Source organism: Pseudotabrizicola formosa, assembly GCF_002900965.1.
In the GTDB taxonomy this organism is placed as follows: Bacteria; Pseudomonadota; Alphaproteobacteria; order Rhodobacterales; family Rhodobacteraceae; genus Pseudotabrizicola; species Pseudotabrizicola formosa.
The window spans coordinates 1,266,489-1,292,721 of record NZ_PJOM01000002.1 but is presented as its reverse complement, the minus strand read 5'-3'; the positions used below and the strand labels follow the sequence as shown (position 1 = coordinate 1,292,721).

The window sequence follows — 26,233 nt, the reverse complement described above, 5'->3', positions numbered from 1 at the left end:
CAACCTGCGCAAGTGTCAGGTGCGCGCCGCCCGGTCCGCCGCTATTCCATCGGCAGCCAGCGGCCCTGGCCGGGCGTGCCCTCAAGGACACGGCGACGGATCACACATTTGCCGCGCGACAAGACCGTGACCGGCAGGCCAGTGACCGTTGTGCCCTCAAAAGGGTTGTAACCCACATTGTCGCTCAGATCGTTGGCCTTGTAGGTGTAGGAAAGGTCTTTGTCCCAAAGCGCCAGGTCTGCATCAAAGCCCGGCGCGATCTGACCCTTGTGGCGAAGCCCGAAAGCCCGCGCAGGGGCAGTGGCGGTGACAAAGACAAAATGCTCCAGCGACATCCGCCCTTTTGTCACCATCGCGTCAAACATCAGCGGCATACGCGTTTCAAGACCCGGCATGCCATTGGCGATGCGGTTGAAGGGTGCCTCCCTGCCATTGGCAAATTTTCCGGTCTCGTCCATGCGGTACGGGGCGTGATCCGATGTGACAAGGGTGATCGTCTCGTCGCTGAGCCCGTCCCAGAGTGCGGCCTGGTCATCGGCGGTCCGCTGCGGTGGGGAGCAAAGAAAGCGCTCTGCTCTGGGCTGGTTCAGGATATCGCTGGTCATGAACAGGTAATGGGGGCAGGTTTCTGCCTGCACTGGCACCCCTCGGGCAATCGCATCGCGAATGATGGCAACGCCTTCACGGGTCGAGACGTGAAAGATCATGATCCGCGCGCCGGTGAATTCCGCAAAGCGGCACATCCGGTCAATCGCTTCGATCTCGGCCGCGCGCGGGTGCGAGGCGGCGTGATACCTGGCGGCTGTCTTGCCCTCGGCAATCAGTTTCTCGGTCATATGGCGGATCAAGCCGTCATTTTCGGCGTGGAAACAGACAAGCGCCCCGTGGTCTTTTGCAACGCTCAGAATGTCGAGGATGGATTTGTCATCCTGCCGGACCTTGTCATAGGTGGTGAAGATCTTGATCGAGCGATGCCCTTCGGCGATCAGCGCGGGAATGTCATGCTCCAGATTGCCATTGGACGTGTCCGAGACGATCATGTGAAACGCATGGTCGATCAGCGCACCCTTGCGCGCAAGCGCGGCATAGTCTTTGACCACCGTCGCCATCTTGTGGCCGGGGTGTTGCGCGGCAAAGGATACGACGGTCGTTGTGCCGCCCATCGCAGCCGAGCGGGTTGCCGTCTCGAAGGTGTCTGCATTCAGCAGACCCGCGCCTGAGACCTGTTCGATATGGCAGTGGGTGTCTACACCGCCCGGCAAGACCAGAAGGCCGGTTGCGTCGATTTCGGACTCTGCCCTGACATCGATCCGGTCTGCGACCGCCCTGATCTTGCCGTCAAGGATGCCGATATCCGCAGGGCCGGTGCCTTGGGAGTGCACGACAGTGCCCCCCCGGATGATTGTGTCATAGAGCTGCTTTTCCATCATCGACCGCCGCTGCGTTGCATGCTGATATACCAAGTGTATACTAAATTGTGTCGCATTTATATGCTAGGTGCAAGCAACACGGCGGTATCGGGATGATCAGGGGGAATGCGATGGCCGAAACAGCGAAAACTTTGGGCAGTTCGGCCTATGAGCGGATGAAGGCGATGATCCTGGATGGGACTTTGTCGCCCGGATCACCGCTGCGCGAAAACCATTTTGCGGACCAGCTTGGCGTGTCCCGCACGCCGGTGCGCGAAGCGATCAGCCAGCTGATCAGCGAAGGGCTTGCAACCCGCACGTCCGGCGGTGCCCCCGCCGTAAACCGGGTGTCGTTGCAAGACATCATGGAAATCCTTCATGTCCGCAGTCTATTGGAATGCGAGGCGGCCCGAAAAGCCGCCGTTTCGGGAAAAAACACGGATGATTTGGTGGAAATGCGGGCAAGGGTCAGCGCATTTCTGGCCGGTCCACGGCCCAGCCCGGGCGATCATTACGCGCTGGATAAAGAGCTGCATCTGAAGATTGCCGAATTGGCGGGGTCGCGTCTGCTGGGGGAACTGATCGAAGGCTTGAAGATCAAGACGCGGATGTATGACCAAGGCTCCATTCCGGAACGATTCGAGCCCGGCTGTCATGAACACATCGCCATTATCGATGCGATTATGGGCGGCAACGCCGAAGGTGCAGCCGAGGCGATGCGACTTCATCTCAAGAAAGTGCGCGAGTCGATCATTTCGCACATTTATCACCCGTTCTGACGAAATTCACAGGGCCTCTGACCGCAGAGGGGGCACAGCTTTGTTGACTCGGTGTTCTTCGTGTATACAGTCGGGATACATGAACCAGCACCGGGTGGACAGATGACCTTGCCAGCACCACAACGACCCGCAGACGGGATCGTGCTTGCCATCACCTTTCAATATTACCGCGACCTGAAGACCGCGATGGCCTTTTACGAGGATGTGCTGGGCCTGACGCTGGCGATTGATCAGGGATGGTCGAAAATCTACCGGATCGACGGTCAGGCCCATATCGGTCTGGTCGATGAAACCCGCGGCATGCAGAACTGGGCAGCGGCCAAGACCTGCCAGCTCTGTCTGCGCGTGCCCGATGTTGACGCCTGGCATGCATGGGCCGCTCACTGTGGCGTCGATGGCCTGACTGCACCGCGTGATAGCGCCGAACTTGGTATCCGCGCCTTCGTGATGAACGATCCCGAAGGCTATCAGATCGAAGTGCAGACGGCCAAGCCCGGCCACTGATCCTCTTTGCCTTCAACAATAATCACGAGAGGCGGCAAACCGTCTCCTCCTTACCTCGCGATGCGCGACCAACAATGGAGTGTCTATGAAGATCCTGTCTCAAACAGCTTGGCGGTGTTACACGCTTGGCGCAGCGATTGTGGTCGTTGCGGCCGGCGCGTCTTTCGCCCAGACGAAATCGCTGACCATCGGCCTGACCGCGGACCCCAGCCATCTTTACCCGCTTGCCGGGGAAGAGCTGTCCTCCAACATCATGTATTACCATCTGTATGATCCGCTTGTGTCCCGCAGCGCCGATCTGGAATTCGGCCCCGGTCTGGCAGAAAGCTGGGAGCGGGTGGATGACACCACCTGGCGGTTCAAGCTGCGCGAAGGTGTCACCTTCCACAACGGCAATGCCTTCACCGCCGCAGATGTGGTGTTTTCGGTGGAAAAGGCGCGGGCATCCATCCGGCCCGATCTGGTGGCAAGCATCGCATCGGCCACGGCGATCGACGATCTGACGGTGGAAATCAAGACCCCGCAACCCTATGCGGTCTTGCCAAACGATCTGGCCGAATTGCTGATCCTGGACGAGGAATACACCACCGCCACCGGCGATCAGGACATGGACCTGAAGCCGATGGGGACGGGGCCTTACAAGCTGCAGGAATGGATCAAGGAGGAGCGGCTGGTTCTGTCGGCCTTTGCCGACTACTGGGGCGGCGCGCCAAAGATCGAAACCGTGACCTTCCGGCCCATCACCAACCCGGCCACACGCACGGCGGCCTTGCTGACCGGTGAAGTGGATGTGGTGCAGGATCTGGCGGTCCGCGACGTTGACCGGGTCCGCAACGAGGCCGGTTTCGAGGTGGTGACGCGGCCAAGCCTGCTGAACGTGGTCCTGGGCATGGATACGCGCGAAACATCGCCCACCATCGACGGCCCCAACCCGATGACCGACCAACGGGTGCGCGAAGCCATTGCGCGGGCCATTGATGTGGATGCGATCAACAAGATCGTCATGAACGGTCTGGCCACGCCAAGCGCGCAATATGTGCCGGACTCGCATCTGGGATTTGTCGAGGGCATGGATTTCCGCCAGATGTATCCGCTCGATATCGAAAAGGCCAAGGCACTGCTGGCCGAGGCGGGGTATCCTGACGGCTTCACCATGACCCTGGACGCGACCAACAACCGCTATGTGAACGACGCGCAGATTGCACAGGCCTTGGCGTCAATGCTGGCGCAGATCAATGTCACGCTCAATCTGAACATCATGCCGAAGTCGAATTTCTGGGGCTACATCCGTGTGCCCTCCGAAAATTCCAGCTTCATCATGAGCGGCTGGGATGTGCCATCGGGCGATGCCGGGTCAATGTATCAGGCCCTGTTCTACAGCCGTGACAAGAAGGAAGGCTATGGTCAGGTGAACCGTGGATCTTACTCGAACCCGGCGCTTGATGATCTGGTCGATCAGGCGGATTCCACCCCCGATGTGACCGAGCGGGATGCAATCCTGCAAGAAGCGACCAAGCTGCTGATGGCGGACATTCCGATGATCCCGCTGCATTATGAACAGGATATCTATGGTGTGCGGGACGGTGTCACCCTGACCCCGCGCGCAGACAAGTTCCTGTCTGCCTTTGAAATGGACGTTGAATAATCCCGATCGTCCACGGCCCCGGCCTTGCCCATGGGGAAGGCCGGGGCCTTTCCTGACCCCGCAGACAAGAAAAGTCAGTATTCTGATATGCTTGGATATCTTATCAAAAGACTGATCCAGATGCTCTTGGTGCTCTGGATCGTGTCTCTGGTCGTGTTCCTGATGATGAGCTTTACCGGCGATCCGGTGTTCATGATCGTGCCCATCGACGCAACCGATGACCAGATTCAGCAGGCACGGCGTATTCTGGGCCTCGATCAATCCTTGCCGGTGCAATACTGGATTTTCATCAGCAGTCTGGTGCAGGGCGATTTCGGTCAGTCCTATGTGTTCCGCCAGCCGGCCCTGGCGCTGATCCTGGAACGGATGCCCGCCACGGTTGAAATGGTTCTGGTGGCGATGGTTCTGGCCGTCGTGGTGGCGATCCCGCTTGGGGTCTATGCGGGGGCAAATCCGAACGGCAGGCTCAGCCGCATCATCATGGCCGGGTCACTCTTGGGCATATCCTTGCCGGGCTTCTGGGTCGGCATGGTGCTGATCTACTTCTTTGCGGTGCATCTGGGCATATTTCCCTCTTCCGGGCGCGGTGAGACCGGCGAGGTGTTCGGGGTGCGGACCAGCCTTGTCACCTGGAACGGCTGGCATCACATCATTCTGCCTGCGGTGACCCTTTCCCTGGCGACCATGGCCATTCTGTTGCGGATGACGCGTGCCGGAATGATGGAGGTGGCGCGGCAGGATTACATGAAATTCGCCCGCGCCAAGGGAGCAACCCGTCAGGATGTGCTGTACAAGCACGGCCTGAAAAACGCGCTGATCCCGGTTGTCACCATCTTTGGCCTGCAGCTGGGGGATCTGATTGCCTTTGCGACCATCACCGAGACGATTTTCTCATGGCCGGGGATGGGCAAGCTGTTGATCGACTCGATCTACCGCGCCGACCGCCCGGTGATCGTGGTCTATCTGATGCTTGTGGCCCTGATCTTTGTTGTCATCAACTTTCTGGTCGATCTGGTCTACACGCTGATTGACCCTCGCATCACATTGAAATGAGGGGCGCATGACCAGCTTCGTCCAGACTGAATTCTTCCACAACTACCGGCGCAGCACCTCTGCCGTCGTGGGCAGCGCGCTGATGCTGGCCTTTGCTTTCGCGGTGACGGCGGGGCCGTTTCTGGTGGATCAGAACCCCTATGACATTGCCGCACTGAACCTGATGGACAGTTACAAACCGCCGGTCTGGCTGGAAGGCGGCGATCCGCGGTTCTTGCTGGGCACCGACGGGCAGGGGCGCGATGTCTGGGCATCGATCCTGTATGGCGCGCGGATTTCGGTGTTCATCGGGCTGGTGGCGATGATCGCCTCCTGCGTGATCGGCACGGTGCTGGGGCTGATCGCAGGGTTTTATGGCGGGATTGTCGATTCCGTCATCATGCGGATCGCCGATATCCAGCTGTCGTTTCCGTCAATCCTGATTGCGTTGTTTCTGATGTCGGCCGTGGGAACGGGCGTGGACAAGGTGCTGATCGCACTGACCGCCGTCGGCTGGGTGGTCTATGCCCGCACGGTGCGTGGGGCGACCCTGTCCGAGATCAAGAAGGAATATGTGCAGGCGGCCAAGGTGGCCGGGCTGCCCAACTCCAAGATCATCCGCAAGCATGTGCTGCCCAATGTGATGACACCCCTTATCGTGATCGCCACCATTCAGGTCGGAACCTTCGTGCTGATCGAGGCATCGCTCAGCTTTCTGGGGGTGGGAGTGCCGATCACCCAGCCGTCGCTGGGGCTCTTGATCAAGAACGGGTTTGACGTGCTGTTCAGCGGGTTGTGGTGGACATCAGTGTTCCCCGGTCTTGCCATCATGACGCTGGTCTTCGGCATCAACCTCTTTGGTGACTTCTTGCGCGACGAATTGAATCCGAGGCTGAAATGACGGTGCAGACCCAACATGCCCTATTGGCGGTGCGGGATCTGCGCACCTATTTCCATACGTTTTCCGGCACGGTCAAAGCCGTCAACGGTGTCAGTTTCGACATCGGCGAGGGCGAGATCATGGGGCTGGTCGGGGAAAGCGGCGGCGGAAAATCCGTGGTCGGCTTTTCGATCCTTGGGCTGATCGACAGCCCCGGTCAGATCATGGGCGGCCAGATCCTGCTGAACGGCGAGGATCTGGTGACCGCCGGCGAAGACCGCTTGCGCCAGATCCGGGGCCGCGAGATTTCGATGGTGTTTCAAGACCCGATGACATCGCTGAACCCGCTGCACACGGTGGGCCAGCAGATGGATGAAGTGTTGCGGCTGCATTCCGATCTGGATGCGGCAGCGCGCCGCAAGGCCTGTGTCGAGATGTTGGAAAGCGTCGGCATCAGCCGGGCGGCAGACCGGTTGGGGGCCTATCCTCACCAGTTTTCCGGCGGGATGCGGCAGCGGGTCGTGATCGCCATTGCCATGCTGGCAAAACCGCGTCTGATCATCGCGGACGAGCCGACCACAGCGCTGGACGTGACCATCCAGAGCCAGATCCTCAAGCTGATGCGCCAGCAGATCGCGGCGCGCGGGGCCTCGATGATCCTGATCACCCATGATCTGGCCGTTGTGTCGGAAATGGCTGATCACATCACGGTGCTGTATTGTGGCAATGTGGTCGAACGCGGTCGCACACGCGACCTGATCGAAACCCCGGCGCACCCCTATACCCGCGGCCTGATCGACAGCATTCCCGATCCGGCAAATCGCCACCCGCGGCTGAAGCAGATCCCGGGAACGGTGCCCGATATCCGTAACCTGCCGAAAGGCTGCAATTTCCGCGACCGCTGCCCGCGCGCGCAGGCGCTTTGTGCAGTGGAAGAGCCACAGTTGCGCCCACAGAACGCCTCGCAATGGGCGGCCTGCCATTACCCCTTGCAGCCGGGAGATCTTGCGTGAGCGATGCCCTGCCCATACTCGAGGTCCGCGACCTCAAAATGCATTTTGACATCGGCGGGGGGCTGCTGGATCGGCTGAAGATCAGCGGCTCCGGCGTCAGGATCGACAAACCCGTTGTTCATGCGGTGAACGGCATCAGTTTCTCGATCCGGCGCGGAGAGATCATGGCGCTGGTCGGGGAAAGTGGCTGTGGCAAATCGACCGTCGCCAAGACGATTGCCCGCATCCATCAGCCCACGCAGGGCGAGATCCGCATCGATGGCGAGGATATTGCCAGCTACGGCTTTGCCAAGATGCTGCCGGTGCGGGCGCGGATGCAGATGATCTTTCAAGACCCCTATGCCTCGCTCAACCCGCGGCAGCGGGTCAGGGATATTGTTGCCGAACCCTTGCTGCAGCAGACCCGGACGGCCGAAGAGCGCAAGGCTGTTCCGGCCCGGATTGAAGCACTTCTGGCCAAGGTCGGGCTGAGCGTGGAACACGGCGGGCGCTATCCGCACCAGTTTTCGGGCGGGCAGCGGCAGCGGATCGGCATCGCACGGGCGCTGTCGGTGATGCCGGGGCTGATCATCGCGGATGAGCCGGTGTCGGCGCTTGATGTCTCGATTCAGGCACAGATCCTGAACCTGATGATGGATCTGCGCGACGAATTCGGGCTGGCCTATCTGTTCATCAGCCATGATCTGTCGGTGGTTCACCACATCGCAGATACGATCGGGGTGATGTATCTTGGGTTTCTGGTCGAAACTGCGCCGCGTGATGTGCTGTTCTCCCATCCGCGCCACCCCTATACCCGGGCTTTGCTGTCAGCGGCGCCCAGCATCAAGGAACGGCGCGATGTTGATGAGATCACGCTGAACGGCGAGGTGCCCTCAGCGCTGACCCTGCCATCGGGCTGCTGTTTCCGCACCCGCTGTCCCTTTGCATGGGAGCGCTGCGCGCAAGAACGGCCTCGGCTGGCCGATGTTGGTGGGGGGCAAAAGGTGGCCTGCCATCTTGTGGAAGAACCGGACAGGGACAGACCATGACACGCATTGCTCAAGCCAGGGTCGGGCTGCAGGACCCGCATGATTGTACCGATGCCAGCGACACGCTGACGATGTATCACGCGGTCTATGACACGCTGGTGCGCCGGGTCGGGCAGGACTATGTGCCGCATCTGGCGCGAGACTGGCAAGTGTCGGACGACGCGGTGCAATGGACCTTCCACCTGCGCCCCAACGTCACCTTTCATGACGGAACGCCTTGTGATGCATCTGCGGTTGCCGCGTCGCTGGCGCGCATGGCCCGCGAAGACAAGGGCTATACTTTGGGGGCTCCTGCGGTATGGCGGCAGTATCTGGGCAATGCCGGGCTGAAGGTGGCGGATGCGGTTACCCTCGTGGTGACATTGCAGGCCCCGATGGCCGATCTGCTGGACGTGCTGGAGCAGGCCTTCATCGTCGCCCCCTCAGCCTTTGCGGCCTTGGATGCGGGGGATCATGGGTGCCAGATCGGGTCTGGCACCTATCGCATCACCCAGACTCTGCCCGGGCAGATCACGGCAGAGCGCCGGGATGGGCATTTCGCCGGGACGCCCGCCAATCCGGGAATCACATGGCTGGCCGTGCCAGACCCGGCGGAGCGGTTGGCCTTGCTGGAAAACGGCACGGTTCAGGTGGCAAACGGGCTGGACTTTGTGCAATCACAACGACTTGGTGCCATGCGGCACGTCTATTTGTCGCCGGTGGCGATCATCTATCTGCTCAACGCGGCCCGGGGTCCGTTGGCCGATGCGCGGGTGCGCAAGGCTTTGACGCTCTGTGTGGATCGTGACGCGCTGGTGGAAACGGTCATGTCCGGTGCCGCCCAGCCTTTGCACGGTTTCGTCAGCCCGGTCCATTACGGGGCAGGGCAGGGTGACGGCGCGGGGCTGGACCGCGACACTGCCCGCGCCCTGCTGGCCGATGCGGGCTATGGCAATGGCCTGACGCTGGAGGTCGACTGCCCGACTCGTCTGCCTGATGAGGCCGAACGCCTGACCGCCGCGCTTGGCGATCAGCTGGCCGAGATTGGCATCACCCTGCGCGTGCACGTTCACACCGAGCGCGAAGACTATGCCCATATGGTGCGCCGCAAAGAGATCCGCGATTTATGCGTCTTCGATTCAAGCCCGATGAGCACCTACCGGGTCCTTTATGAAAAGATCGACTCGCGGATCGCGGGGGCGTGGTGGCAGGGCTATGCCAATCCGCAGATAGAGGCCTTGATCGACAAGGGCCGCGTCACCCCCGACCGCGCCGCCCGCGCCGACATCTGGCGCGCGGCTTATGCGCTGCTGCAGGATGATCCGGCCTGGCTGACGCTGTACAACCCGCTGCGGGTCATCGGATTGGCGGGCAGCAACCCGGACTTTGCAATGCCCGCAGACGGGGTAATCGACGTGGCGCGGTTGCCCGAACTGAGAGAGGGTTGAGGATGCGCGCAGATACTCTGGTAACAGGCGGTGTTGTGGTCACGATGGACCCGGCCCGCCGTGTGATTGCAGATGGTGCGGTTGCGGTTCTGGATGGTAAGATCATCGCCATCGACACCGCGCAGGCCTTGCGCGGGTCGGTCGAGGCGACCGAGACGATTGACGCCAGCGGCCATATCATCATCCCCGGCCTGATCGACGTGCACGCCCATGCGGGCCACGGTCTGGTGAAATCCATGGGAATGCACGGCGGCGCGCGCTGGGAAGACATCTGCGGCGAAGTCTACACCCAGGCCTCGCCCCCTGCGTTCTGGTATGCCGAGGCGCGGCTTGCCGCGCTGGAGCGGCTGCGGTTCGGCGTGACAACGGGGGTTTCGCTGCTGGGCGGTGGCGATACCATCATGCGGACCGATGATCCCGCCCATGCCGCCGCGCATTGCCGCGCCGTGGTCGAGGTCGGCACCCGCAGCATGGTCGCGGTCGGTCCCACCCGCCCGCCCCATCCGCGCAGCTATGCCGAGTGGTCGGATGGCACGCGGCAAAGGTACGACGTCGGCTTTGACCGCCAGTTCCAGACCTGCAGCGAGATCGTCGATGCCTGGCACGACACCCATGACGGGCGCATCCAGATTGCGATGCTCTACCCGGTGCTGCGTGATGAGCATGAGCGGGACATGACAGCCCAAGACTATGCCGCCGCCTGTGATCAGGTTCAGCGCATCAGGGCGTTCGCCCGCGACCGCGGTCTGGTCTTTACCCAGGACGGGCACTGGCGCGGATCGGTGCGGCGCGCCGAAAAGCTGGGGTTGCTGGGGCCGGATGCCTTGCTGTCGCATTGCATTGACCTGCATGATGACGAGATTGCCCTTGTAGCACGAACCGGCACCAAGGTGGCGCACAACCCCTCGGCCATTGCATCGATCATGGGGCGCTGCCCCGCCACCGAACTGATGGCGGCAGGGGCCTGCGTGGCATTGGGGTCGGATGCAACGGCACCAGACCGCTCGGGCGACATGTTCCGCCACATGCAGCAGGCGATGCATTATCACCGCACCTTCTTTCGTGATGCCTCGGTGCTGCCCATCGGCAAGGTGCTGGAGATGTGCACCATTGGCGCTGCGCAGGCGCTTGGCCTGGCCGACCGGATCGGATCGATCGAGACGGGCAAGGCCGCTGATCTGGTCATGGTGGACCTGCGCAAGCCCCATCTCTACCCGCCAAACATGCCGCTGCACCGGCTGGTGTGCTTTGCCAATGGCAATGACGTGTCTTCGGTCATGGTTGGGGGCCGGATGGTTTTGCGGGACGGCCGGGCCACGCAGGTCGACGCGGCGGACGTGTTGAACGATGCTGCATCACAGGCCGCGCAGATGATCGCGCGGATCGGGGCGGCGGCAGATCTGGAATTGCCCGCAGACTTCTGGGGCGAAAAGGGGCATCAGCGATGACGATCTATGTGATCAATCCCAACAGCAGCCAGCATGTGACAGATGGCATTACCCAAGCCGTCAATCCGATGCGGGCCATCAGCCACGTGCACATCGAGGCGCGCACCCTGGCCGAAGGACCGCCGGGCATTGAAACCCAGGCCCATGTCGACGGGGTGGTCGGCCCCTTGCTGGCCCATTGTGCGGCGCTGGAGGCCGAGGCAAGCGCCTTTGTCGTCGCGTGCTATTCCGATCCGGGCCTTGCCGCCCTGCGCGAGCAATCGGCGCGGCCTGTGTTGGGCATTGCCGAAGCCTCGATCCTGACGGCGATGATGATGGGGCAGCGCTTCGGCATCCTGTCGATCCTGTCACGCAGCATTCCGCGCCATATGCGCTATATCGGTGCCATGGGGGTGATGGACCGGCTGGCGGCCGATCTGCCGCTGGAGCTTGGGGTGCTTGACCTGCAAGACAAGGCGCGCACCTTCGAGCGGTTGACATCGGTTGGCACCCGCCTGCGTGACACTGCCATGGCGGATGTGGTCATTCTGGGCTGTGCGGGAATGACGGCCTTTCGCACCGATCTGGAAGAGCATCTTGGCATTCCCGTGGTGGAACCCTGTCAGGCCGCCGTCGCCATGGCGATCGGGCGCGTCGCATTGCAAAAGACACTGAAGGACAGAACATGACCCAGCTTACCATCACTGCGCGCGGCGTTTTCGTGATTGCCGTCACACCGTTTCACCCTGATGGCCGCATCGATATGGAAAGCTGCGATTCCATGGTTGATTTCTACCTTGAGGCTGGCGCAACAGGGCTGACCGTTCTGGGGATGATGGGCGAGGCCCCCAAGTTGACGGTTGAGGAGTCGCGCGACGTGGTTGCGCGCATTCTGGCGCGTGTGGCGGGGCGCGTGCCCGTGGTGGTGGGCGTCTCCGCCCCCGGCTTTGCGCAAATCAAGACCCTGACCACGATGGTGATGGATCTGGGGGCCGCTGCCGTGATGGTGGCCCCCCCTTCCAGCCTGCGCACCGATGATCAGATCCTGACCTATTTCCGACAGGTGGCAGAGCTGATCGGCGACGTTCCGTTCGTCTTGCAGGATTTTCCCTTGGTCACGAACGTGCAGATGTCGGCAGGAGTGATCGCGCGCATCGTGAATGAGCATGAGACCTGTGTCTGCCTCAAGCACGAGGATTGGCCGGGTCTGGAAAAGATCACCACCCTGCGCCGCGATGGTGTGTTGAACCGCCGCATCTCCATTTTGTGTGGCAATGGCGGGTTGTTCCTGCCCGAAGAAATGGCACGCGGGGCCGATGGCGCGATGACCGGATTTGCCTATCCCGAAATGATGACCGGGGTTGTCAGGCTGTTTGACGCGGGCCAGATGGACGCCGCGCGCGATCTGTTTGACGCCTATCTGCCGCTGGCCCGCTTTGAACAGCAGCCGGGTCTGGGGCTGGCGATCCGCAAATACGTTCTGGCCAAGCGCGGTGTGATCGCGCATGACAGCCTGCGCAAACCCGGGGCTGCGCTTTCGGCGCAAAGCCGGCAAGAGGTCGATGCCTTGATCGCACGGCAGGACGCACGACTGAAGGAGCTGAACTGATGGATCTGGGACTCGCCGGAAAACGCGCGCTGGTGCTGGGCGCCAGCCGGGGCCTTGGCAAGGCGATTGCGCAATCGCTGGCCTCTGAAGGGGCTACGGTTTTCGCCGCCGCCCGCAGTGTCGAGAAAATTGAGGCCTGGTCGGCTGGGCTGGCTTCGGTCCACCCGGTGAAACTTGATCTGTCGGATCTCAGCACCGTCGATGCGGTCGCGGACAGGCTGTTGGCCGAGGGGGGTGTCGACATCATCATCAACAACAGCGGCGGCCCGCCGCCCGGAACCGCGCAAGGCGCAGAGCGCGGGGCATGGATCTTGCATTTCGAGGCCATGGCGGCCAATCTCTTTCATCTGACCGCCCGCTTGCTGCCGCCGATGCAGGACCGCAAATGGGGGCGGGTGATCTCGATCACCTCATCGGGTGTCGAACAGCCGATCCCCAATCTTGCCTTGTCAAACGGGGTGCGCTCGGCGGTGGTGGGCTGGTCCAAGACCCTTGCCAACGAAGTGGCCGCTGATGGCATTACCGTGAACGTGGTCCTGCCCGGCCGCATCCATACAGAACGGGTGGACGAGCTGGATGCCGCCGCCGCCAAGCGGACACAGACCGATGTTGCAGAGGTTGCGGTGAAATCCCGTGCGACGATCCCGGCGGGACGCTACGGCAAGCCCGAGGAATTTGCCGATGTCGTGACCTTTCTGGCGTCAGACCGCGCGGGATATGTCACGGGGTCCCGCATCCGGATCGACGGCGGCGCGATCAAGGCAATCTGAAGCGTTGTCTATGCCATCGACACAGGTCACGGTCTAGCACGGCCCTGCGCGAATCCGAGAGGGTGGCGTCCTGTGTAATGTGCAGAAGGGCCTTGGGCGCAGCACAGTGCGTCGCCCGAGGCAGAGGAAAGGCCAGACTTATCCCCGTTGCTGCCTCTCGCTGCAACGGGAAGACCGCGTATCTGATGCCAATGCAGGACAGCGCCTGCCGTGGATAGGCGGCAAGCGCCTCTTGCTCAGACTAGCCCAGCATACGCTTGAACGCGCGCTTGGTGATGATTGCGGACATATCCTTGGGCACTCTCCGGCGATACTGACCGCCGCCCGATTTGGTCCGTTCAATGTGCGTCAAGGTGAGCCCAATGTGTGCCTCGCATGTGCTCGAATGTGCACCGAGAGGGACCGCAAGTCACTCAAAACCTTGATATATTTCCATCTTCTTTGGGAAAATGGCTCCGGCGGTAGGGATCGAACCTACGACCAATTGATTAACAGTCAACTGCTCTACCGCTGAGCTACGCCGGAACACGTGGGCCGTATAGCAAGTGGTTTTGGGGGCGTAAAGGGGCATTGGGGAAAAATCGTCATCCAGCATCAGTTGGTGTGAAGATTGTGTCGGGGCCGGGCAGGTCGGTGCATGCCAGAAGGTTTCTGTGTTCGAGATCAATAAGATGGGCCAGAACGTTCCTTTGGGCGGCGGGCAGCAATGCGGCCGGTGTCCCGTGATATATGCTGCGGGCAAGCGTCGCCGCGTTTGCGGGCCTGGTGCGCAGCGCGGCCAGCACCTCGGCTTCGCGGGCGCGGCGATGGTCTGCAAGCGCCTGCAGTCGCCCCGCCACGTCGCAGACCGGATCGCCATGGCCGGGCAACATCAGACGCCATCGCTCCTCCATCAGGCGGTAGAGTGAGGCCATATAAGCCCCCATATCCCCATCGGGTGGCGAGATCAGGCTGGAGGCCCAGCCCATGGCGTGATCGCCCGACAGCAGCACATCGCCAAAAGCGACACAGATATGTCCGCCCATATGACCCGGCGTGTGCAGGATGCGCAGGCCCTTTCCGGCGCAGGGCAATACCGCGCCATCCGCCACGCACCGGTCGGGACGGAAGGCGTGATGCGCCCCTTCACCGCCACCCGCAAGCCCGCCTGCCACCAGCCTCGCCATGACCGGGCTGCGCCCCGATGCGGCATCGCCAAAGGCAAGCACCGGAGCAGAGGCCAGGGCCGCAAGAGGACGGGCCGCAGCAGAATGGTCCTTGTGCGCATGCGTGACCACAATGGCCGTGACCCGCTCTGCCGGGGCCAGCGCGGCCAGGATCACAGCGATATGCGACGGATCTTCCGGGCCGGGATCAACCACGATCACATCGGTGCCGCGCCCAAGGATATAGGTGTTGGTGCCCGGCCCGGTCATTGGCGAGGGGTTCGGGGCCAGAATGCGCCGGATATCGTCTGTGATCCAGTCCACCACACCTGCCTGCACCGTGTTGCCCGCTTTCATTTGCCCGTTTGCCCGGCTAGGCTAACGCCATGCGCCTCAGCCTCAAGCCCTTTTTGCCCCGCAGCCTGTTCGGCCGTGCCGCGCTGATTCTGGTGGTGCCGATCGTTACCGTGCAGTTGATCGTCTCGGTCGCCTTCATTCAGCGGCATTTCGAAGGGGTCACGCGGCAGTTGGTGCATGGCGTGGTGGTCGAACTGACCCTGCTGCGCAACGCGGTGGAACAGGCCGACAGCCCCGAAGCCGCCCGTGCCGCGGTGCGGCCCCTTGCCCGGACGGTGGAGATGACCGTTGTTCTGCCCACCCCAGAAATTGCAGCCTCCGATCTGCGCGGCTGGGCCGATCTGACGGCGGGGCCGGTGATCACGGAATTGCGCAACCGCTTGCCGAATATTCTGTCGATTGATCTGGCCAGCCGGAAGGGCACCGTGCTTTTGGCCGAACAGACGCGGCATGGCCCGATGCTGGTGTCCTTGCCGCGATCGCGGGTGTCGGCGTCTAACCCGCATCAGTTGCTGGTCATCATGATGTTGTCTTCGGTTCTGATGACATTGATCGCCTATATGTTCCTGCGCAATCAGCTGCGTCCCATCAAGCGATTGGCCGAGGCGGCGGCGGCTTTTGGCAAGGGGGATGCCGTGCCTTACCGCCCGCGCGGCGCGTTGGAGGTGCGGGCGGCCGGGGCGGCGTTTCTGGACATGCGCGCCCGGATCGAGCGGGCGATCGAGACACGCACCTTGATGCTGTCAGGCGTCAGCCATGACTTGCGCACGCCGATCACCCGGTTGCGGCTAGGTCTGTCGATGCTGCCCGAGGATGAAGATACAGCGGCCCTGCTGTCGGATGTGCGCGAGATGGAGCGGCTGGTCGATGCGTTTCTGGCCTTTGCCCGGGGCGACGCGATGGAAGAGCCGGTGGCCGCCGACCCGGCCGAGATCGGCCGCCAGATCGTCGAAAACGCCGAACGCTCTGGCCAGAGCATAGACTACGAGTCGCTTCTTGCCGGTCCGGTCGAGATGCGCATGCGGCCGCAAGCGGTGCAGCGGGCAGTGGAAAACCTGATCGGCAATGCGCTGCGCCACGGCACCTCGGTCAGGCTCACGCTGTCTGCCACCGAAAGGGGGGTGCGCTTTGTGGTCGAAGACAATGGCCCCGGGATTCCCGAAACCCAGCGCGAGGCGGCGATGGCCCCCTTTGCCCGGCTTGGGGCCGCGCGCGACCCCAACCATGGCGGTGGGGTCGGTCTGGGCCTGTCGATTGCGGCCGATGTGGCGCGCAGCCATGGCGGGCGGCTGATGCTGGGCCGGTCGGACGCCTTGGGCGGATTGCGGGCGGACCTGTTTCTGGCGCGTTAAAGCGTGACCGCCTCGCCAAGCGGGGTCACAACATGCCCCCCGGCGGCATGGGCATCCTCGGCGTCATGGGTGACCAATATGGCGGGAAGCCCTTCGGTCCGGATCCGCGACACCACAAAGTTGCGGATCTGCACGCGCAATGATGCATCGAGACGCGAGAAGGGTTCGTCCAGCAGCAGGGCACAAGGTCTGGCCAGCAGCGTCCGCATCAAGGCCACGCGGGCGCGTTGACCGCCTGACAGGGTGGCCGGATCGCGCGGCGCAAAGCCGGACAGGTCGGCCTGATCCAGCGCGGCATCGATTGCGGCCCGGCGCGCAGCCCGGCCCTTGACCGATGGCGGCAGCGCAAAAGCCAGATTGTCGCCCACCGACAGATGCGGAAACAGCACATCATCCTGAAACAACAGGCCGACGCCGCGCTTGTGCGGGGGCAGGGTGGTGATATCGCGTCCGGCCAGCAGGATCTGCCCCTCTGCACGGAAGGCTGGGGCGAGCGTGCCCATCATCGCGGCAAGTGCCGTGGACTTTCCAGATCCCGAAGGCCCCATGATCGTCAGGACGTCGCCGGGGGCGACCTGCCGGGTCAGATTGACCACCAGCCTGCTGCCAGTGGTGATGCGCAGTCCGTTCAGCTGCAATGTGCCGGTCATGCCGTCACCGCCATACCGCGCCGGTTGCGAAACAGCCAGGCAGGGACCAGCAAAGCCAGGGCAAACCCCGCGGCAGGCAGCAGCATCTGCAGCAGGGCATAGGTGCCGATCAGCCTGCGATTGCCCCCGGATGACAGGGCAACAGCTTCGGTCGTCACTGTCTCGACCCGCCCGCCACCGATCAGCAGCGTCGGCAAGTATTGTCCGACCGACACAGCCATCCCCACGGCTGCCGCCGTCAGCACCGGGCGCAGCAGCACGGGCAGGCGCAAGCGCCAGAACACCCGCGCCGGTGTGGCCCCCAGCGACAGCCCGGCCACCGACAGGCGTGTGTCCCACGCCCGCCAGCTTGGGGCCAGCGACAAAAAGACATAAGGCAGCACAAACACCAGATGGGCGGCAGCCACGGCCAGCCAATGCCCTTCGATCCCGCTGCGCAGGGCTGCAAATTGCAGGCCCGGCAAAAAGGCCACCTGCGGCACCAGAAGCGGCAGGTACAACACCCAAAGCGACCGCGCGTCGGGAGAGAGGGCATAGCGGTGTTCTGCCTCCAGACAGGCGAGCACCAGGGCCAGCGACAGGGTTGTGGCGGTCACCGCGATGCCAAGCGTCAGCGCCCCGGTGCGCGCCAGATCGGGGGCAGCGCGCGCCCATGTGGTCAGCGTCAGAGTATCGGGCAGGGCTGCTGGGAACGACCACAACCCGGCCACCGACCAGGTCGCCAGCCCCGCCAGACCCAGACCCAGCGCCCCCGCCGTCACCGTTCCGGCACCGATCGCAAGGCTGCGGGCGATGGCGTCCAGCGCATGGGCGCGCAGACCTGCCCGTGCCAACGACACCATCCCCCGGCGTGCCAGACGCTCCAGCCCCCGCCAACCCGCCAGCGCAAGCACCACCAGCCCCAACTGCAGCACCGCCCCGGCAGCGGCCGTGGCCTGAAAGCGCAGCGTGGGGTCGGCCATCCAGATCACCACCTGCGCCGACAGCGTGTTGGGGCGCGTTGGGCCAAGGATCATCGCCATTTCGACAGCGGTCATCGAATAGGCCAGAACTGCGTAAACTGGCAGCCGCAATTGCCTGTAAAGACTTGGCAATACAGAAATCACAAAGGCCGCGATCCGCCCCGCGCCCAGACTTTGCGCCACATTCATCCGCCGCGCCCCATCGGTCTGGGGCAAGGCGGCAAGGGCCATCAGAAACAGAAACGGCACCTCTTTGGTGACCAGTCCAAGCGTCAGTGACAGACCATATGGGTCATTCAGGATCAGCAAATCGGGTGGTTGCTCCCATCCGGTGGCCCAGGGTGACAACAGCCGGACAATCCAGCCCGATGGCGCGATCAGAAAGGCCAGCCCAAGCGCCGCGGCCGCATGCGGCACCGACAGCAAAGGGGCCAGCACATGCTGGATCAGCCCGAAAAACCGCGTGCCCCAGAGGCTTGCCACCAGCACAAGCGTGATCGCGAGCGACATCGCCGTAGCGCTGACCCCGGTGGTCAGCGAGAGCAGGGCCGCAGGGCGCAGGCCGGGCCAATCAAGAAGGGCGTGAAACCCGTTGGCATCATTGGCAAAAGCCGGAATCAGAGTGCCCAAGAGACCTGCCGCCACCGGCAGGATCAGCAAGGCAAGTGTCAGGCGGGGGGCCCACCGCAGCAGGCCGCCCGTGATCATTGGGCAACGCCGTAGCGTTCCACCCAGTCCTGCCCGATCCGCACCATCCAGCTGGCATGCGGTTCCAGCAAAGCAGGGCCCAGATCTTCGGGCGACAGGGTGGCCAGGCCAAGTTCGAGCGCGTCAAACCGTGCGCGGTCGGCGTCGGAAAGTGAAGAAAGGTCCAGAACCGTTTGGAATCCAATCACATTCGGATCTTGCGCCCGGGCCTGGATCTCGGGGTCGAGGAGCAGGTTGGCAATCACCTGCGCCCCTGCCTGATGCGTGGCGTTGAACGGGATGGCGACGAAAGACGCGTTGCCGATGGTGCCGCTGTCGAAGGTGAAGGTGCGCACGGTCTCTGCCAGAGTGCCCGCCGCAATCTCGGCGCTCGCCCGGCCGGGGTTCAGGGCAAAGCCGATGTCCACCTCGGCATCGGCCAAGAGCTGTCCCAGCGCGGGTTCGTTCTGCGGATAGGCTGCACCCGAGCGCCACAGCGCCGGGGTCACGGCATCCAGCCAGGCCCACAGTGGCGCCACGGTCGCCTCATAGGTGGCCTCATCCAGCGGTAGCTGCATCACCGACGGATCAGAAAGCGTGCCGTAGGCCACCTGCTTGAGAAAGGTGGTGCCCAGATAATCGGGCGGCTGCGGATAGGTGAAGCGGCCCGGATTTGCAAGGATCCAGTCCTTGAGCGCCGCAAGGCTGCGCGGCGGTTCGGCCAGGCGGGTGCTGTCATATTCAAACACCAGCTGCGCCATCGCCCAGGGGGATTCGTACCCCATCGTCGGCAGGGTGAAATCAGTGACGACGGCAGGCTTGCCGGCCACATCCACCAGCGGCCAGTTCGGCAAATTTTCCGCAAAGGGGCCAAACAGCAGGCCCTGATCCTTCATGGCGGCAAAATTCTCACCATTGATCCAGATCAGGTCAACCGCCCCTCCGGCCACGGTACCTGCGTTGCGCTCGCTCAGCACCCGCGCGACCGCATCGGCGGTGGAGGCAAGTTTGACATGCGCCACTGTCACCCCATGGCGGGCCTCGGCCTGTTCGCCAACGAAGGTGATGAAATCATTGATCTTCGGATCACCGCCCCAGGCATGCCAATAGACCGTCTGGCCGCGGGCCTGTTGCAGAACATTGTCCCAATCTGCCTGCGACTGTGCCTGCGCCGGCAGGGCCAGCAGGGCGGCGGCGGTGATCAGGAAATGGCGTCTGTGCATGGAAAACCCCTTTGGAAGGGCCTCATCCGGCCCGGTCTGCGTGTCGCAGGATACAGCTTCGGGATAGGCAGGGCAGGGCCGGGCACGCAAGTGAAATTCTTTGCAGACAAGTCTTCGTGACGCCCGGACACAGTTGCGCTACCCGATGTAACGATCGCATGCTTTGTTCCGAAGGCAGGGGGCGACAGGGCAAGGACGGAGTGCATACCATGCTTGACGGAACCATGCGGCAGTTGATCGACCCCCCGCTGAACAAGGCCGGCCGCTGGCTGGCCGCACGCGGGGCGACGGCGGATGGGGTGACGCTGCTGGGCCTTGTGGCCGGGCTGGTGGCGGCGGTGATGCTGGCCCTGGGCCTTCCGGGCTGGCTGGCGCTGCTGCCTTTGTTGACAGGGCGGCTGCTGGATGGGCTGGATGGCGCCGTGGCGCGGGCCACCTTCAAGACCGACTTTGGCGGCTATTTCGACATTTTCTGTGATTTCGTCTTTTATGCCGCGATTCCGCTGGCCTTTGTCATCCGCGACCCTGCGGCCAATGCCGTGGCTGGCGCATTTCTTTTGGCCGCATTCTATACAAATGCTGCCAGTTTTCTGGGCTATGCCATCATCGCGGCCAAACGCCGCATGACCACAACCCAGCAGGGGGAAAAGTCGCTCTATTACGCGGTTGGCCTGCTGGAGGGAACGGAAACCATCGCCTTCTTTGCGCTGATCTGCCTGATGCCGTCGCTGTTTGCGCCCGCCGCACTGATCTTTGGCGGCCTGTGTCTGATCACTGCTCTGGCGCGGGTGGTCCTGGCGCGCCGTGCCTTTTTCGATGCGCCGTCAGGGCGGGATTAGACCAGTCTGCGCGCGGCCTGATGAAAGCGGAAAAACCCGTGTGTGGCATGCGGCCAAAGGGAAGCATCATAGGGCCGCATCGCCCGGATCAGCCGGATATTCTCGGCCGCCAGCCGTTTGTCGAGCGAGGCCAGCAGCCCCGCCACCGGGCCGACCGGGGCAAAGGGCGTTACCACCTGCAAGGCGGCGCTCTGCCGCGCCCAGGCGACCAGCGCGTCAACCGCGCCCGGCCCCTGAACCGGGCCGTGCAGGCTGGACAGATCCGGTGCCAGACGGCGGCTGCAATCTTCCACCGCGCCGCGGACGAAGGTCTTGATCAGCGGCGAGACGGGCCGGGGCGAGCGGGCATCCGGGGCCACCAGAAAGGCCGTGGACTGCGGCCGCAGGCCAGAGGTCAGCAACCAGTCGGGCGACAGGTCCTCTTCGTGCAGCAGCAAGGCGGTCGGCAGGTGCCGGTCCCAGGCGCCGCCCTGCGGGCAGGGGCCGGGCACCGGGTTTGACGGGCCGGCAACGGCAAAGGACTGTTCCGCAAGCCCTTTGGGCCAATGTGCCCCATCGCTGAGCGATGTGATCACCTCGGCTTTGGCAAGATAGGCTTTGCCGGGGGTGTGCAGCCCCGCAACCCAGCGCCAGGACAGGGTGTTCGAGGCCGGATCGCCATCCAGCAGGTGGCGCAAGAAGAAATCCGCCCCCAGTTCCCAAGGCAGATGCAAGGTGAAGATCCAGATCGAGGCAAAGCACATCCGCTGGTGATTGTGCAGATAGCCCGTGGCGGTCAGCGCGCGGGCCCAGTCATCAAAGCCGTCAATCCCGGTGCGTCCTTCGCAGGCGGCCTCATAGGTATGGGCAAGATCGCGGTCGCGGTCCAGCCTGGCCAGCCCGGCGTAAACCCCGGCCTGGGTTTCGCGCCAGACCTGAGGGCGCATTTCCAGCCAGCCTTTCCAATAGGCCCGCCACAGGATTTCGGCCACAAACACATCGGCATGCGCCCCATGCCGGGCGCGGGCCTGATCGATCACCTCGGCCTCTGTCAGCAGCCGGTGCCGCAGATAGGGGGACAGGCGTGAGACGTGATCATGGCCCGGACGGTGCAGGTTGCGCAGCTTTGCATAGTCCTCGCCCGCCATCGGCAGAAATTGTGCAAGCCGGTCAAGGCCGCTGGCGCGCGTTGCGGCTGCAGGGGGAGGGGTCATCATCATTGTCGTCGACAGGTAGTGCAGGTACCGGCGTGATCAAGCCTGCGCGCGCCCGCTGACCAAGCCGGTGATCCGAGGAAAACACCACCTGCCCTTGCAGCCCCCGCATCGCACTACTAAGACTCTGTCAACCACCGCCCGATATTCACCGATCAGACATCCAAGAGGCAGGCCCCCCATGCGCGATCCCGTTGATTACTTCACGAATAACCTTGTCCCCATGGTTGTCGAACAGACCAGCCGGGGGGAGCGTGCCTATGATATCTTCTCGCGCCTGCTCAAGGAGCGGATCATTTTCGTGAACGGGCCGGTCCATGATGGCATGTCCACCCTGGTGGTGGCGCAGCTTCTGCACCTTGAGGCCGAGAATCCGTCGAAGGAAATCTCGATGTACATCAACTCGCCCGGCGGGTCGGTTGTGGCGGGGATGAGCATCTATGACACGATGCAATACATCCGGCCCAAGGTCTCGACCCTGGTCTGCGGGTTGGCGGCGTCGATGGGATCGGTGATAGCCGTGGGTGGGGCCAAGGGGCAGCGTTTCTCGCTTCCGAACGCGGAATTCCTGGTGCACCAGCCTTCGGGCGGCATGCAGGGCACGGCGGCGGATATCATGATTTCGGCCCGCCACATCGAACAGACGCGTGAGCGGATGTATCAGCTTTACATGCGCCACACCGGGCAGGACTACGACACGGTCCGCGCCGCGATGGAGCGGGACAAGTGGATGACCCCGGAAGAAGCCAAGGAATGGGGCCATGTCGACGAGATCGTGGCCAACCGCGAAAAGCTTGACGACACATCGAAGTGACGCTTTGCCCTCCGGGCGTTCGGTCCGGGGGGCAATTTGACATTGTGGAGGGTCCGGGCTTGGCCTAGACTTATCCAGACAAGGCTTGAGGAAACCCATGGCGAACAATTCCGGCGACAGCAAGAACACGCTTTACTGTTCCTTCTGCGGCAAGAGCCAGCACGAGGTGCGAAAGCTGATTGCCGGGCCCACAGTGTTCATCTGCGATGAATGCGTGGAACTGTGCATGGACATCATCCGCGAAGAGACCAAGGCCACTGGCCTGAAATCGACCGACGGGGTGCCCGCGCCGCGCGATATCTGCAAGGTGCTGGATGATTACGTTATCGGCCAGGTCCATGCCAAGCGCGTGCTGTCAGTTGCGGTGCACAACCATTACAAGCGGCTGAACCATTCGTCGAAGTCCGATATCGAACTGTCAAAGTCCAATATCCTGCTGATCGGCCCCACCGGCTGCGGCAAGACGCTGCTGGCCCAGACGCTGGCACGGATTCTGGATGTGCCCTTCACCATGGCCGATGCGACAACTTTGACCGAGGCAGGCTATGTTGGCGAGGATGTCGAGAACATCATCCTGAAATTGCTGCAAGCCTCTGAATATAACGTGGAGCGTGCGCAGCGTGGCATCGTCTATATCGACGAGGTCGACAAGATCACCCGCAAGTCCGACAATCCGTCGATCACCCGCGATGTGAGTGGCGAGGGCGTGCAGCAGGCGTTGTTGAAGATCATGGAAGGCACCGTGGCATCGGTGCCGCCACAGGGCGGGCGCAAGCATCCGCAGCAGGAATTCCTGCAAGTGGACACCACCAACATTCTGTTCATCTGCGGCGGGGCCTTTGCAGGTCTGGAAAAGATCATCGCACAGCGCGGCAAAGGGTCGGGCATCGGCTTTGGGGCCGATGTGAAAGACCCGGATGGCCGCGGCGTGGGCGAGTTGTTCAAGGAGCTGGAGCCGGAAGACCTGCTGAAATTCGGGCTGATCCCGGAATTCGTCGGTCGTCTGCCGGTGCTGGCCACCCTGACCGATCTGGATGAAGCGGCGCTTGTCACCATCCTGACCGAGCCGAAGAATGCCTTGGTCAAACAGTATCAGCGCCTGTTCGACATCGAAGGCGTCAAGCTGACCTTTACCCCCGATGCGCTGATTGCCATTGCCAAGCGGGCCATCAAGCGCAAGACCGGTGCACGCGGTCTGCGCTCGATCATGGAAGATATCCTGCTGGACACCATGTTCGAACTGCCGGGGATGGAGGGCGTTCAGGAAGTCGTCGTCAAGGAAGAGGCGGTGAATGCCGGGGCCAAGCCGATCATGGTTTACACCGAGGCACCGAAAAAGAAAGAAACGGCCAACGCTGGCTAAAGGTCGGCTGGCGCGATCGGGCTGACAAAAGCGCGGGGGGCCTTTCCCGCGCTTTTGGTTTTTTTGCAGAAAGTCTGTGTGAAACATAAGGCTGATTTTTCGCGTTAAACCCGCCCATCCCTCTGCCAAAGGCACCCGTCAGTCGTCTGCAGACCCTAGACCTTTCCCGTCCTTTCGGCCATATCAGGGGCAAGCAACCGGAGGCTCCCGATGTATTTCCTCAAGCGCCTGCTCACATGGTGGAACAGCCAGACCATCGGCACCCAGATCTTTACGGCCCGCAAAGGCATAAAGGTGGGCGAGGATGATCAGGGAAACCTGTATTACCAGACCGCCGATGCAAAGAAGCGCTGGGTGATCTACAATGGTGAGATGGAGGCGACCCGCGTCTCGCCCGACTGGCATGGCTGGCTGCACTTCACCTGGGATCAGCCGCCCACCAAGGCTCCGCTGACCCATAAGGTCTGGGAAAAGCCGCATCAGGAAAACCTGACCGGAACCCTGGGGGCCTATGCGCCTGCCGGGTCTCTGCGGCGCACGGCCCCCGTGGCGCGCACCGATTACGAAGCCTGGCAGCCGGAATAATGGCGTCGGAACGGGCTGAAATACTGGCAGGCGCGGCCGTGCTGGCCGTGGCGGTCGGGTTTATGGCCTATGCCGCTCAGTCTGCCGGTCTGCTGGCCCGCGGGTCTGAGACCTATCCGCTGACGGCCAGTTTTCGCGCGATGGACGGAATCAGTGTGGGCTCTGACGTGCGCCTGGCTGGCATAAAAGTGGGCAGCATCAGCGATCTGCGCCTGAACCCGCAGACCTTCTTTGCCGATGCCACGATTCAATTGCGCAACGACATTCTGCTGCCCGATGACTCTGCGATCCTGATTTCCTCCGAGGGGCTGTTGGGCGGCAATTTTGTCGAGATCCTGCCCGGCGGGTCGCTGGACAATTACGCGCCCGGAGATGAGATCGAAGACACCCAAGGCGCGGTCAGCCTGATCACCTTGCTGATGAAATTCGTCGGCGGTGGGTCTGATGCGGCAGGAGGTGCGGAATGATCCGGATCCTGGCTTTGGCCCTTGTTCTGATCTGCCCGTTGCAGGCTGGCGCGCAAGAGATGGAAACCGCCCCCGGCGGCACTCTGCGGTTGCTGGACAAGGTGACCGGGCGGGTGGTGGATCTGGCCCTGTCACGCGGGCAATCGGTCCAGCAGGGTCGTGTGGGCGTTCAACTGGACGAATGCCGCTATCCCCGCGACAACCCCGCCGCAGATGCGCAGGCGCATCTGACGGTGGTGGATATTGCGGCGGGCACCACGGTGTTTTCCGGTTGGATGCTGGCCTCCAGCCCGGCGCTGTCGGCGATGGACCATCACCGCTATGACATCTGGGTCTTGTCTTGCGACTCGGGCTTTGTGGCCCCCGATGTGACCGCACCAGAGGAAGACCCAGACGCGCCGCTGGAAGAGATCAACGAAGGATAGGGCGCATAGCCGGGCGGGTCGAAGCGGGCCACCCGTCCAAGGGCGTGTTGCAGCCGCGCATGATAGGCCGCGCGCGAGATTTCCTTTGCGCCAAGGCTGGCCAGATGCGGCGTCAGAAATTGGGTGTCAAACAGGGTGAAGCCACCCGCGCGCAACCGGTGCACCAGCCAGGCCAGCGCGATCTTTGACGCATTCGTGCGGCGCGAGAACATCGACTCGCCAAAGAACGCCGCGCCCAGCACCACACCGTAAACCCCGCCAATCAGGTCTTCCCCCTCCCACACCTCCAGGCTGTGGGCATGGCCCTGGCGGTGCAGGGTCTGGTAAAGCTCGGTCAGCCGGTCGTTGATCCAGGTTTCCGGCCGGTCGGCGCAGGCCGCCAATACGCCCGCGAAATCGGTGTTGACCGTGACCTGGTACCTGTCGCGCAAAATAGCGCGGTGCAGGCTGCGCGAGATATGGAAGCCATCGAGCGGAAACACGCCCCGTCTGCGCGGGTCGATCCAGTGCATCTCCGGGTCGCTGGCGGACTCTGCCATCGGAAACACACCCATGGCATAGGCGCGCAGCAGCATGTCGGGGGTTATGGTCTGGACAGGCATCATCCTTGTCCTGGCACCGGGCAGGGTGGAAAAGGGGGCCGCTGGC

At 62.7% G+C, this 26,233-nt stretch carries 26 protein-coding genes and 1 tRNA gene; 19 read left to right on the top strand and 8 right to left on the bottom strand.

The window, feature by feature from the left end; all coding sequences use genetic code 11:
- Positions 1–41 precede the first annotated feature (41 nt).
- Entirely contained in the window at positions 42–1,430 is a 1,389-nt protein-coding gene (hydA, locus tag CXR43_RS10135) for a dihydropyrimidinase (protein ID WP_246831334.1), read from the bottom strand.
- 110 nt (positions 1,431–1,540) lie between these two features.
- Between hydA and CXR43_RS10130 the strand changes: the two genes are divergently transcribed.
- The 12 genes from CXR43_RS10130 (at position 1,541) to CXR43_RS10075 (ending at position 13,523) form a co-directional block, all read left to right on the top strand.
- The gene (locus CXR43_RS10130) at positions 1,541–2,188 is read left to right on the top strand and encodes a GntR family transcriptional regulator (RefSeq protein ID WP_103334182.1); all 648 of its coding nucleotides are present in this window, start codon (positions 1,541–1,543) and stop codon (positions 2,186–2,188) included.
- A 102-nt stretch (positions 2,189–2,290) separates the two neighbouring features.
- Positions 2,291–2,692, top strand: coding sequence for a VOC family protein (locus tag CXR43_RS10125; protein ID WP_103333817.1), 402 nt, complete (start codon positions 2,291–2,293; stop codon positions 2,690–2,692).
- An 85-nt stretch (positions 2,693–2,777) separates the two neighbouring features.
- Positions 2,778–4,337 carry an ABC transporter substrate-binding protein gene (locus CXR43_RS10120; protein ID WP_103333816.1) on the top strand — a complete coding sequence of 520 codons (1,560 nt, stop codon included), beginning with the start codon at positions 2,778–2,780 and terminating at the stop codon, positions 4,335–4,337.
- A gap of 30 nt (positions 4,338–4,367) precedes the next feature.
- Complete coding sequence (locus CXR43_RS10115) at positions 4,368–5,390, top strand: ABC transporter permease (protein WP_354001011.1); 1,023 nt, start codon at positions 4,368–4,370, stop codon at positions 5,388–5,390.
- A gap of 7 nt (positions 5,391–5,397) precedes the next feature.
- Positions 5,398–6,270 (top strand): ABC transporter permease, encoded by an 873-nt coding sequence (locus CXR43_RS10110; RefSeq protein WP_103333815.1) that lies wholly within the window; start codon positions 5,398–5,400, stop codon positions 6,268–6,270.
- Positions 6,267–7,262 carry an ABC transporter ATP-binding protein gene (locus CXR43_RS10105; protein WP_103333814.1) on the top strand — a complete coding sequence of 332 codons (996 nt, stop codon included), beginning with the start codon at positions 6,267–6,269 and terminating at the stop codon, positions 7,260–7,262. Before CXR43_RS10110 ends, CXR43_RS10105 begins: the two co-directional genes overlap by 4 nt.
- Entirely contained in the window at positions 7,259–8,290 is a 1,032-nt protein-coding gene (locus CXR43_RS10100) for an ABC transporter ATP-binding protein (RefSeq protein WP_103333813.1), read from the top strand. Before CXR43_RS10105 ends, CXR43_RS10100 begins: the two co-directional genes overlap by 4 nt.
- On the top strand, positions 8,287–9,717 hold the full coding sequence (locus CXR43_RS10095; protein WP_103333812.1) for an ABC transporter substrate-binding protein: 1,431 nt from the start codon (positions 8,287–8,289) through the stop codon (positions 9,715–9,717). Before CXR43_RS10100 ends, CXR43_RS10095 begins: the two co-directional genes overlap by 4 nt.
- A gap of 2 nt (positions 9,718–9,719) precedes the next feature.
- A complete protein-coding gene (locus CXR43_RS10090) occupies positions 9,720–11,165 on the top strand; it encodes an amidohydrolase family protein (RefSeq protein WP_103333811.1) in 1,446 nt (481 codons plus the stop codon).
- On the top strand, positions 11,162–11,833 hold the full coding sequence (locus CXR43_RS10085) for an aspartate/glutamate racemase family protein (RefSeq protein ID WP_103333810.1): 672 nt from the start codon (positions 11,162–11,164) through the stop codon (positions 11,831–11,833). The genes CXR43_RS10090 and CXR43_RS10085 overlap by 4 nt, the downstream gene beginning before the upstream one ends.
- Positions 11,830–12,753: a dihydrodipicolinate synthase family protein gene (locus CXR43_RS10080; protein WP_103333809.1), complete on the top strand. Its 924-nt coding sequence runs from the start codon at positions 11,830–11,832 to the stop codon at positions 12,751–12,753. Before CXR43_RS10085 ends, CXR43_RS10080 begins: the two co-directional genes overlap by 4 nt.
- Positions 12,753–13,523 (top strand): SDR family oxidoreductase, encoded by a 771-nt coding sequence (locus CXR43_RS10075; protein WP_103333808.1) that lies wholly within the window; start codon positions 12,753–12,755, stop codon positions 13,521–13,523. Before CXR43_RS10080 ends, CXR43_RS10075 begins: the two co-directional genes overlap by 1 nt.
- A 450-nt stretch (positions 13,524–13,973) precedes the next feature.
- On the opposite strand, the gene CXR43_RS10070 is transcribed toward CXR43_RS10075, so the two are convergent.
- A tRNA-Asn gene (locus CXR43_RS10070) sits at positions 13,974–14,048 on the bottom strand.
- 59 nt (positions 14,049–14,107) lie between these two features.
- Positions 14,108–15,025, bottom strand: a complete 918-nt coding sequence (locus CXR43_RS10065) for an MBL fold metallo-hydrolase (protein ID WP_246831332.1) — start codon at positions 15,023–15,025, stop codon at positions 14,108–14,110.
- 29 nt (positions 15,026–15,054) lie between these two features.
- On the opposite strand from CXR43_RS10065, the gene CXR43_RS10060 reads away from it, so the two are divergent.
- Positions 15,055–16,377 (top strand): ATP-binding protein, encoded by a 1,323-nt coding sequence (locus CXR43_RS10060; protein ID WP_103333807.1) that lies wholly within the window; start codon positions 15,055–15,057, stop codon positions 16,375–16,377.
- Here the strand turns inward: CXR43_RS10060 and CXR43_RS10055 are convergent.
- The 3 genes from CXR43_RS10055 to CXR43_RS10045 are packed head-to-tail and all read right to left on the bottom strand — an operon-like array spanning position 16,374 to position 19,899.
- Entirely contained in the window at positions 16,374–17,027 is a 654-nt protein-coding gene (locus CXR43_RS10055; RefSeq protein ID WP_103333806.1) for an ATP-binding cassette domain-containing protein, read from the bottom strand. The two genes, CXR43_RS10060 and CXR43_RS10055, sit on opposite strands and share 4 nt — an antisense overlap.
- Positions 17,024–18,697, bottom strand: coding sequence for an ABC transporter permease (locus tag CXR43_RS10050; protein WP_103333805.1), 1,674 nt, complete (start codon positions 18,695–18,697; stop codon positions 17,024–17,026). The genes CXR43_RS10055 and CXR43_RS10050 overlap by 4 nt, the downstream gene beginning before the upstream one ends.
- Positions 18,694–19,899, bottom strand: a complete 1,206-nt coding sequence (locus tag CXR43_RS10045; protein ID WP_103333804.1) for an ABC transporter substrate-binding protein — start codon at positions 19,897–19,899, stop codon at positions 18,694–18,696. Before CXR43_RS10045 ends, CXR43_RS10050 begins: the two co-directional genes overlap by 4 nt.
- 209 nt (positions 19,900–20,108) lie before the next feature.
- Between CXR43_RS10045 and CXR43_RS10040 the strand changes: the two genes are divergently transcribed.
- Positions 20,109–20,738 carry a CDP-alcohol phosphatidyltransferase family protein gene (locus CXR43_RS10040; RefSeq protein ID WP_103334179.1) on the top strand — a complete coding sequence of 210 codons (630 nt, stop codon included), beginning with the start codon at positions 20,109–20,111 and terminating at the stop codon, positions 20,736–20,738.
- Here CXR43_RS10040 and CXR43_RS10035 read toward each other — a convergent pair.
- Positions 20,735–21,931 carry an FAD-binding domain-containing protein gene (locus tag CXR43_RS10035; RefSeq protein WP_246831331.1) on the bottom strand — a complete coding sequence of 399 codons (1,197 nt, stop codon included), beginning with the start codon at positions 21,929–21,931 and terminating at the stop codon, positions 20,735–20,737. The two genes, CXR43_RS10040 and CXR43_RS10035, sit on opposite strands and share 4 nt — an antisense overlap.
- Positions 21,932–22,112: 181 nt before the next feature.
- On the opposite strand from CXR43_RS10035, the gene CXR43_RS10030 reads away from it, so the two are divergent.
- The 5 genes from CXR43_RS10030 (at position 22,113) to CXR43_RS10010 (ending at position 25,585) form a co-directional block, all read left to right on the top strand.
- A complete protein-coding gene (locus tag CXR43_RS10030) occupies positions 22,113–22,745 on the top strand; it encodes an ATP-dependent Clp protease proteolytic subunit (protein ID WP_103333802.1) in 633 nt (210 codons plus the stop codon).
- Between the two features lie 97 nt (positions 22,746–22,842).
- Positions 22,843–24,108 carry an ATP-dependent Clp protease ATP-binding subunit ClpX gene (gene clpX, locus CXR43_RS10025; RefSeq protein WP_103333801.1) on the top strand — a complete coding sequence of 422 codons (1,266 nt, stop codon included), beginning with the start codon at positions 22,843–22,845 and terminating at the stop codon, positions 24,106–24,108.
- Positions 24,109–24,318: 210 nt separating this feature from the next.
- Complete coding sequence (locus tag CXR43_RS10020; RefSeq protein ID WP_103333800.1) at positions 24,319–24,693, top strand: NADH:ubiquinone oxidoreductase subunit NDUFA12; 375 nt, start codon at positions 24,319–24,321, stop codon at positions 24,691–24,693.
- Complete coding sequence (gene mlaD, locus CXR43_RS10015; protein ID WP_103333799.1) at positions 24,693–25,160, top strand: outer membrane lipid asymmetry maintenance protein MlaD; 468 nt, start codon at positions 24,693–24,695, stop codon at positions 25,158–25,160. Before CXR43_RS10020 ends, mlaD begins: the two co-directional genes overlap by 1 nt.
- On the top strand, positions 25,157–25,585 hold the full coding sequence (locus CXR43_RS10010; RefSeq protein WP_103333798.1) for a DUF2155 domain-containing protein: 429 nt from the start codon (positions 25,157–25,159) through the stop codon (positions 25,583–25,585). The genes mlaD and CXR43_RS10010 overlap by 4 nt, the downstream gene beginning before the upstream one ends.
- On the opposite strand, the gene aat is transcribed toward CXR43_RS10010, so the two are convergent.
- Positions 25,480–26,187 (bottom strand): leucyl/phenylalanyl-tRNA--protein transferase, encoded by a 708-nt coding sequence (gene aat / locus CXR43_RS10005; protein ID WP_103334178.1) that lies wholly within the window; start codon positions 26,185–26,187, stop codon positions 25,480–25,482. The genes CXR43_RS10010 and aat overlap by 106 nt on opposite strands.
- Positions 26,188–26,233: the final 46 nt, after the last annotated feature.

Excerpts from the sequence above, each read along its gene's own strand:
- CXR43_RS10125 (WP_103333817.1), top strand. The coding sequence starts at position 2,291 with ATGACCTTGCCAGCACCACAACGACCCGCAGACGGGATCGTGCTTGCC.
- CXR43_RS10040 (WP_103334179.1), top strand. The coding sequence starts at position 20,109 with ATGCTTGACGGAACCATGCGGCAGTTGATCGACCCCCCGCTGAACAAG.
- CXR43_RS10085 (WP_103333810.1), top strand. The coding sequence starts at position 11,162 with ATGACGATCTATGTGATCAATCCCAACAGCAGCCAGCATGTGACAGAT.
- aat (WP_103334178.1), bottom strand. The coding sequence starts at position 26,187 with ATGCCTGTCCAGACCATAACCCCCGACATGCTGCTGCGCGCCTATGCC.
- CXR43_RS10080 (WP_103333809.1), top strand. The coding sequence starts at position 11,830 with ATGACCCAGCTTACCATCACTGCGCGCGGCGTTTTCGTGATTGCCGTC.
- CXR43_RS10020 (WP_103333800.1), top strand. The coding sequence starts at position 24,319 with ATGTATTTCCTCAAGCGCCTGCTCACATGGTGGAACAGCCAGACCATC.
- CXR43_RS10010 (WP_103333798.1), top strand. The coding sequence starts at position 25,157 with ATGATCCGGATCCTGGCTTTGGCCCTTGTTCTGATCTGCCCGTTGCAG.
- CXR43_RS10075 (WP_103333808.1), top strand. The coding sequence starts at position 12,753 with ATGGATCTGGGACTCGCCGGAAAACGCGCGCTGGTGCTGGGCGCCAGC.
- mlaD (WP_103333799.1), top strand. The coding sequence starts at position 24,693 with ATGGCGTCGGAACGGGCTGAAATACTGGCAGGCGCGGCCGTGCTGGCC.
- CXR43_RS10130 (WP_103334182.1), top strand. The coding sequence starts at position 1,541 with ATGGCCGAAACAGCGAAAACTTTGGGCAGTTCGGCCTATGAGCGGATG.
- CXR43_RS10105 (WP_103333814.1), top strand. The coding sequence starts at position 6,267 with ATGACGGTGCAGACCCAACATGCCCTATTGGCGGTGCGGGATCTGCGC.
- CXR43_RS10090 (WP_103333811.1), top strand. The coding sequence starts at position 9,720 with ATGCGCGCAGATACTCTGGTAACAGGCGGTGTTGTGGTCACGATGGAC.
- clpX (WP_103333801.1), top strand. The coding sequence starts at position 22,843 with ATGGCGAACAATTCCGGCGACAGCAAGAACACGCTTTACTGTTCCTTC.
- CXR43_RS10120 (WP_103333816.1), top strand. The coding sequence starts at position 2,778 with ATGAAGATCCTGTCTCAAACAGCTTGGCGGTGTTACACGCTTGGCGCA.
- CXR43_RS10115 (WP_354001011.1), top strand. The coding sequence starts at position 4,368 with ATGGGGAAGGCCGGGGCCTTTCCTGACCCCGCAGACAAGAAAAGTCAG.
- CXR43_RS10050 (WP_103333805.1), bottom strand. The coding sequence starts at position 18,697 with ATGATCACGGGCGGCCTGCTGCGGTGGGCCCCCCGCCTGACACTTGCC.
- CXR43_RS10095 (WP_103333812.1), top strand. The coding sequence starts at position 8,287 with ATGACACGCATTGCTCAAGCCAGGGTCGGGCTGCAGGACCCGCATGAT.
- hydA (WP_246831334.1), bottom strand. The coding sequence starts at position 1,430 with ATGATGGAAAAGCAGCTCTATGACACAATCATCCGGGGGGGCACTGTC.
- CXR43_RS10045 (WP_103333804.1), bottom strand. The coding sequence starts at position 19,899 with ATGCACAGACGCCATTTCCTGATCACCGCCGCCGCCCTGCTGGCCCTG.
- CXR43_RS10055 (WP_103333806.1), bottom strand. The coding sequence starts at position 17,027 with ATGACCGGCACATTGCAGCTGAACGGACTGCGCATCACCACTGGCAGC.
- CXR43_RS10035 (WP_246831331.1), bottom strand. The coding sequence starts at position 21,931 with ATGACCCCTCCCCCTGCAGCCGCAACGCGCGCCAGCGGCCTTGACCGG.
- CXR43_RS10065 (WP_246831332.1), bottom strand. The coding sequence starts at position 15,025 with ATGAAAGCGGGCAACACGGTGCAGGCAGGTGTGGTGGACTGGATCACA.
- CXR43_RS10110 (WP_103333815.1), top strand. The coding sequence starts at position 5,398 with ATGACCAGCTTCGTCCAGACTGAATTCTTCCACAACTACCGGCGCAGC.
- CXR43_RS10030 (WP_103333802.1), top strand. The coding sequence starts at position 22,113 with ATGCGCGATCCCGTTGATTACTTCACGAATAACCTTGTCCCCATGGTT.
- CXR43_RS10060 (WP_103333807.1), top strand. The coding sequence starts at position 15,055 with ATGCGCCTCAGCCTCAAGCCCTTTTTGCCCCGCAGCCTGTTCGGCCGT.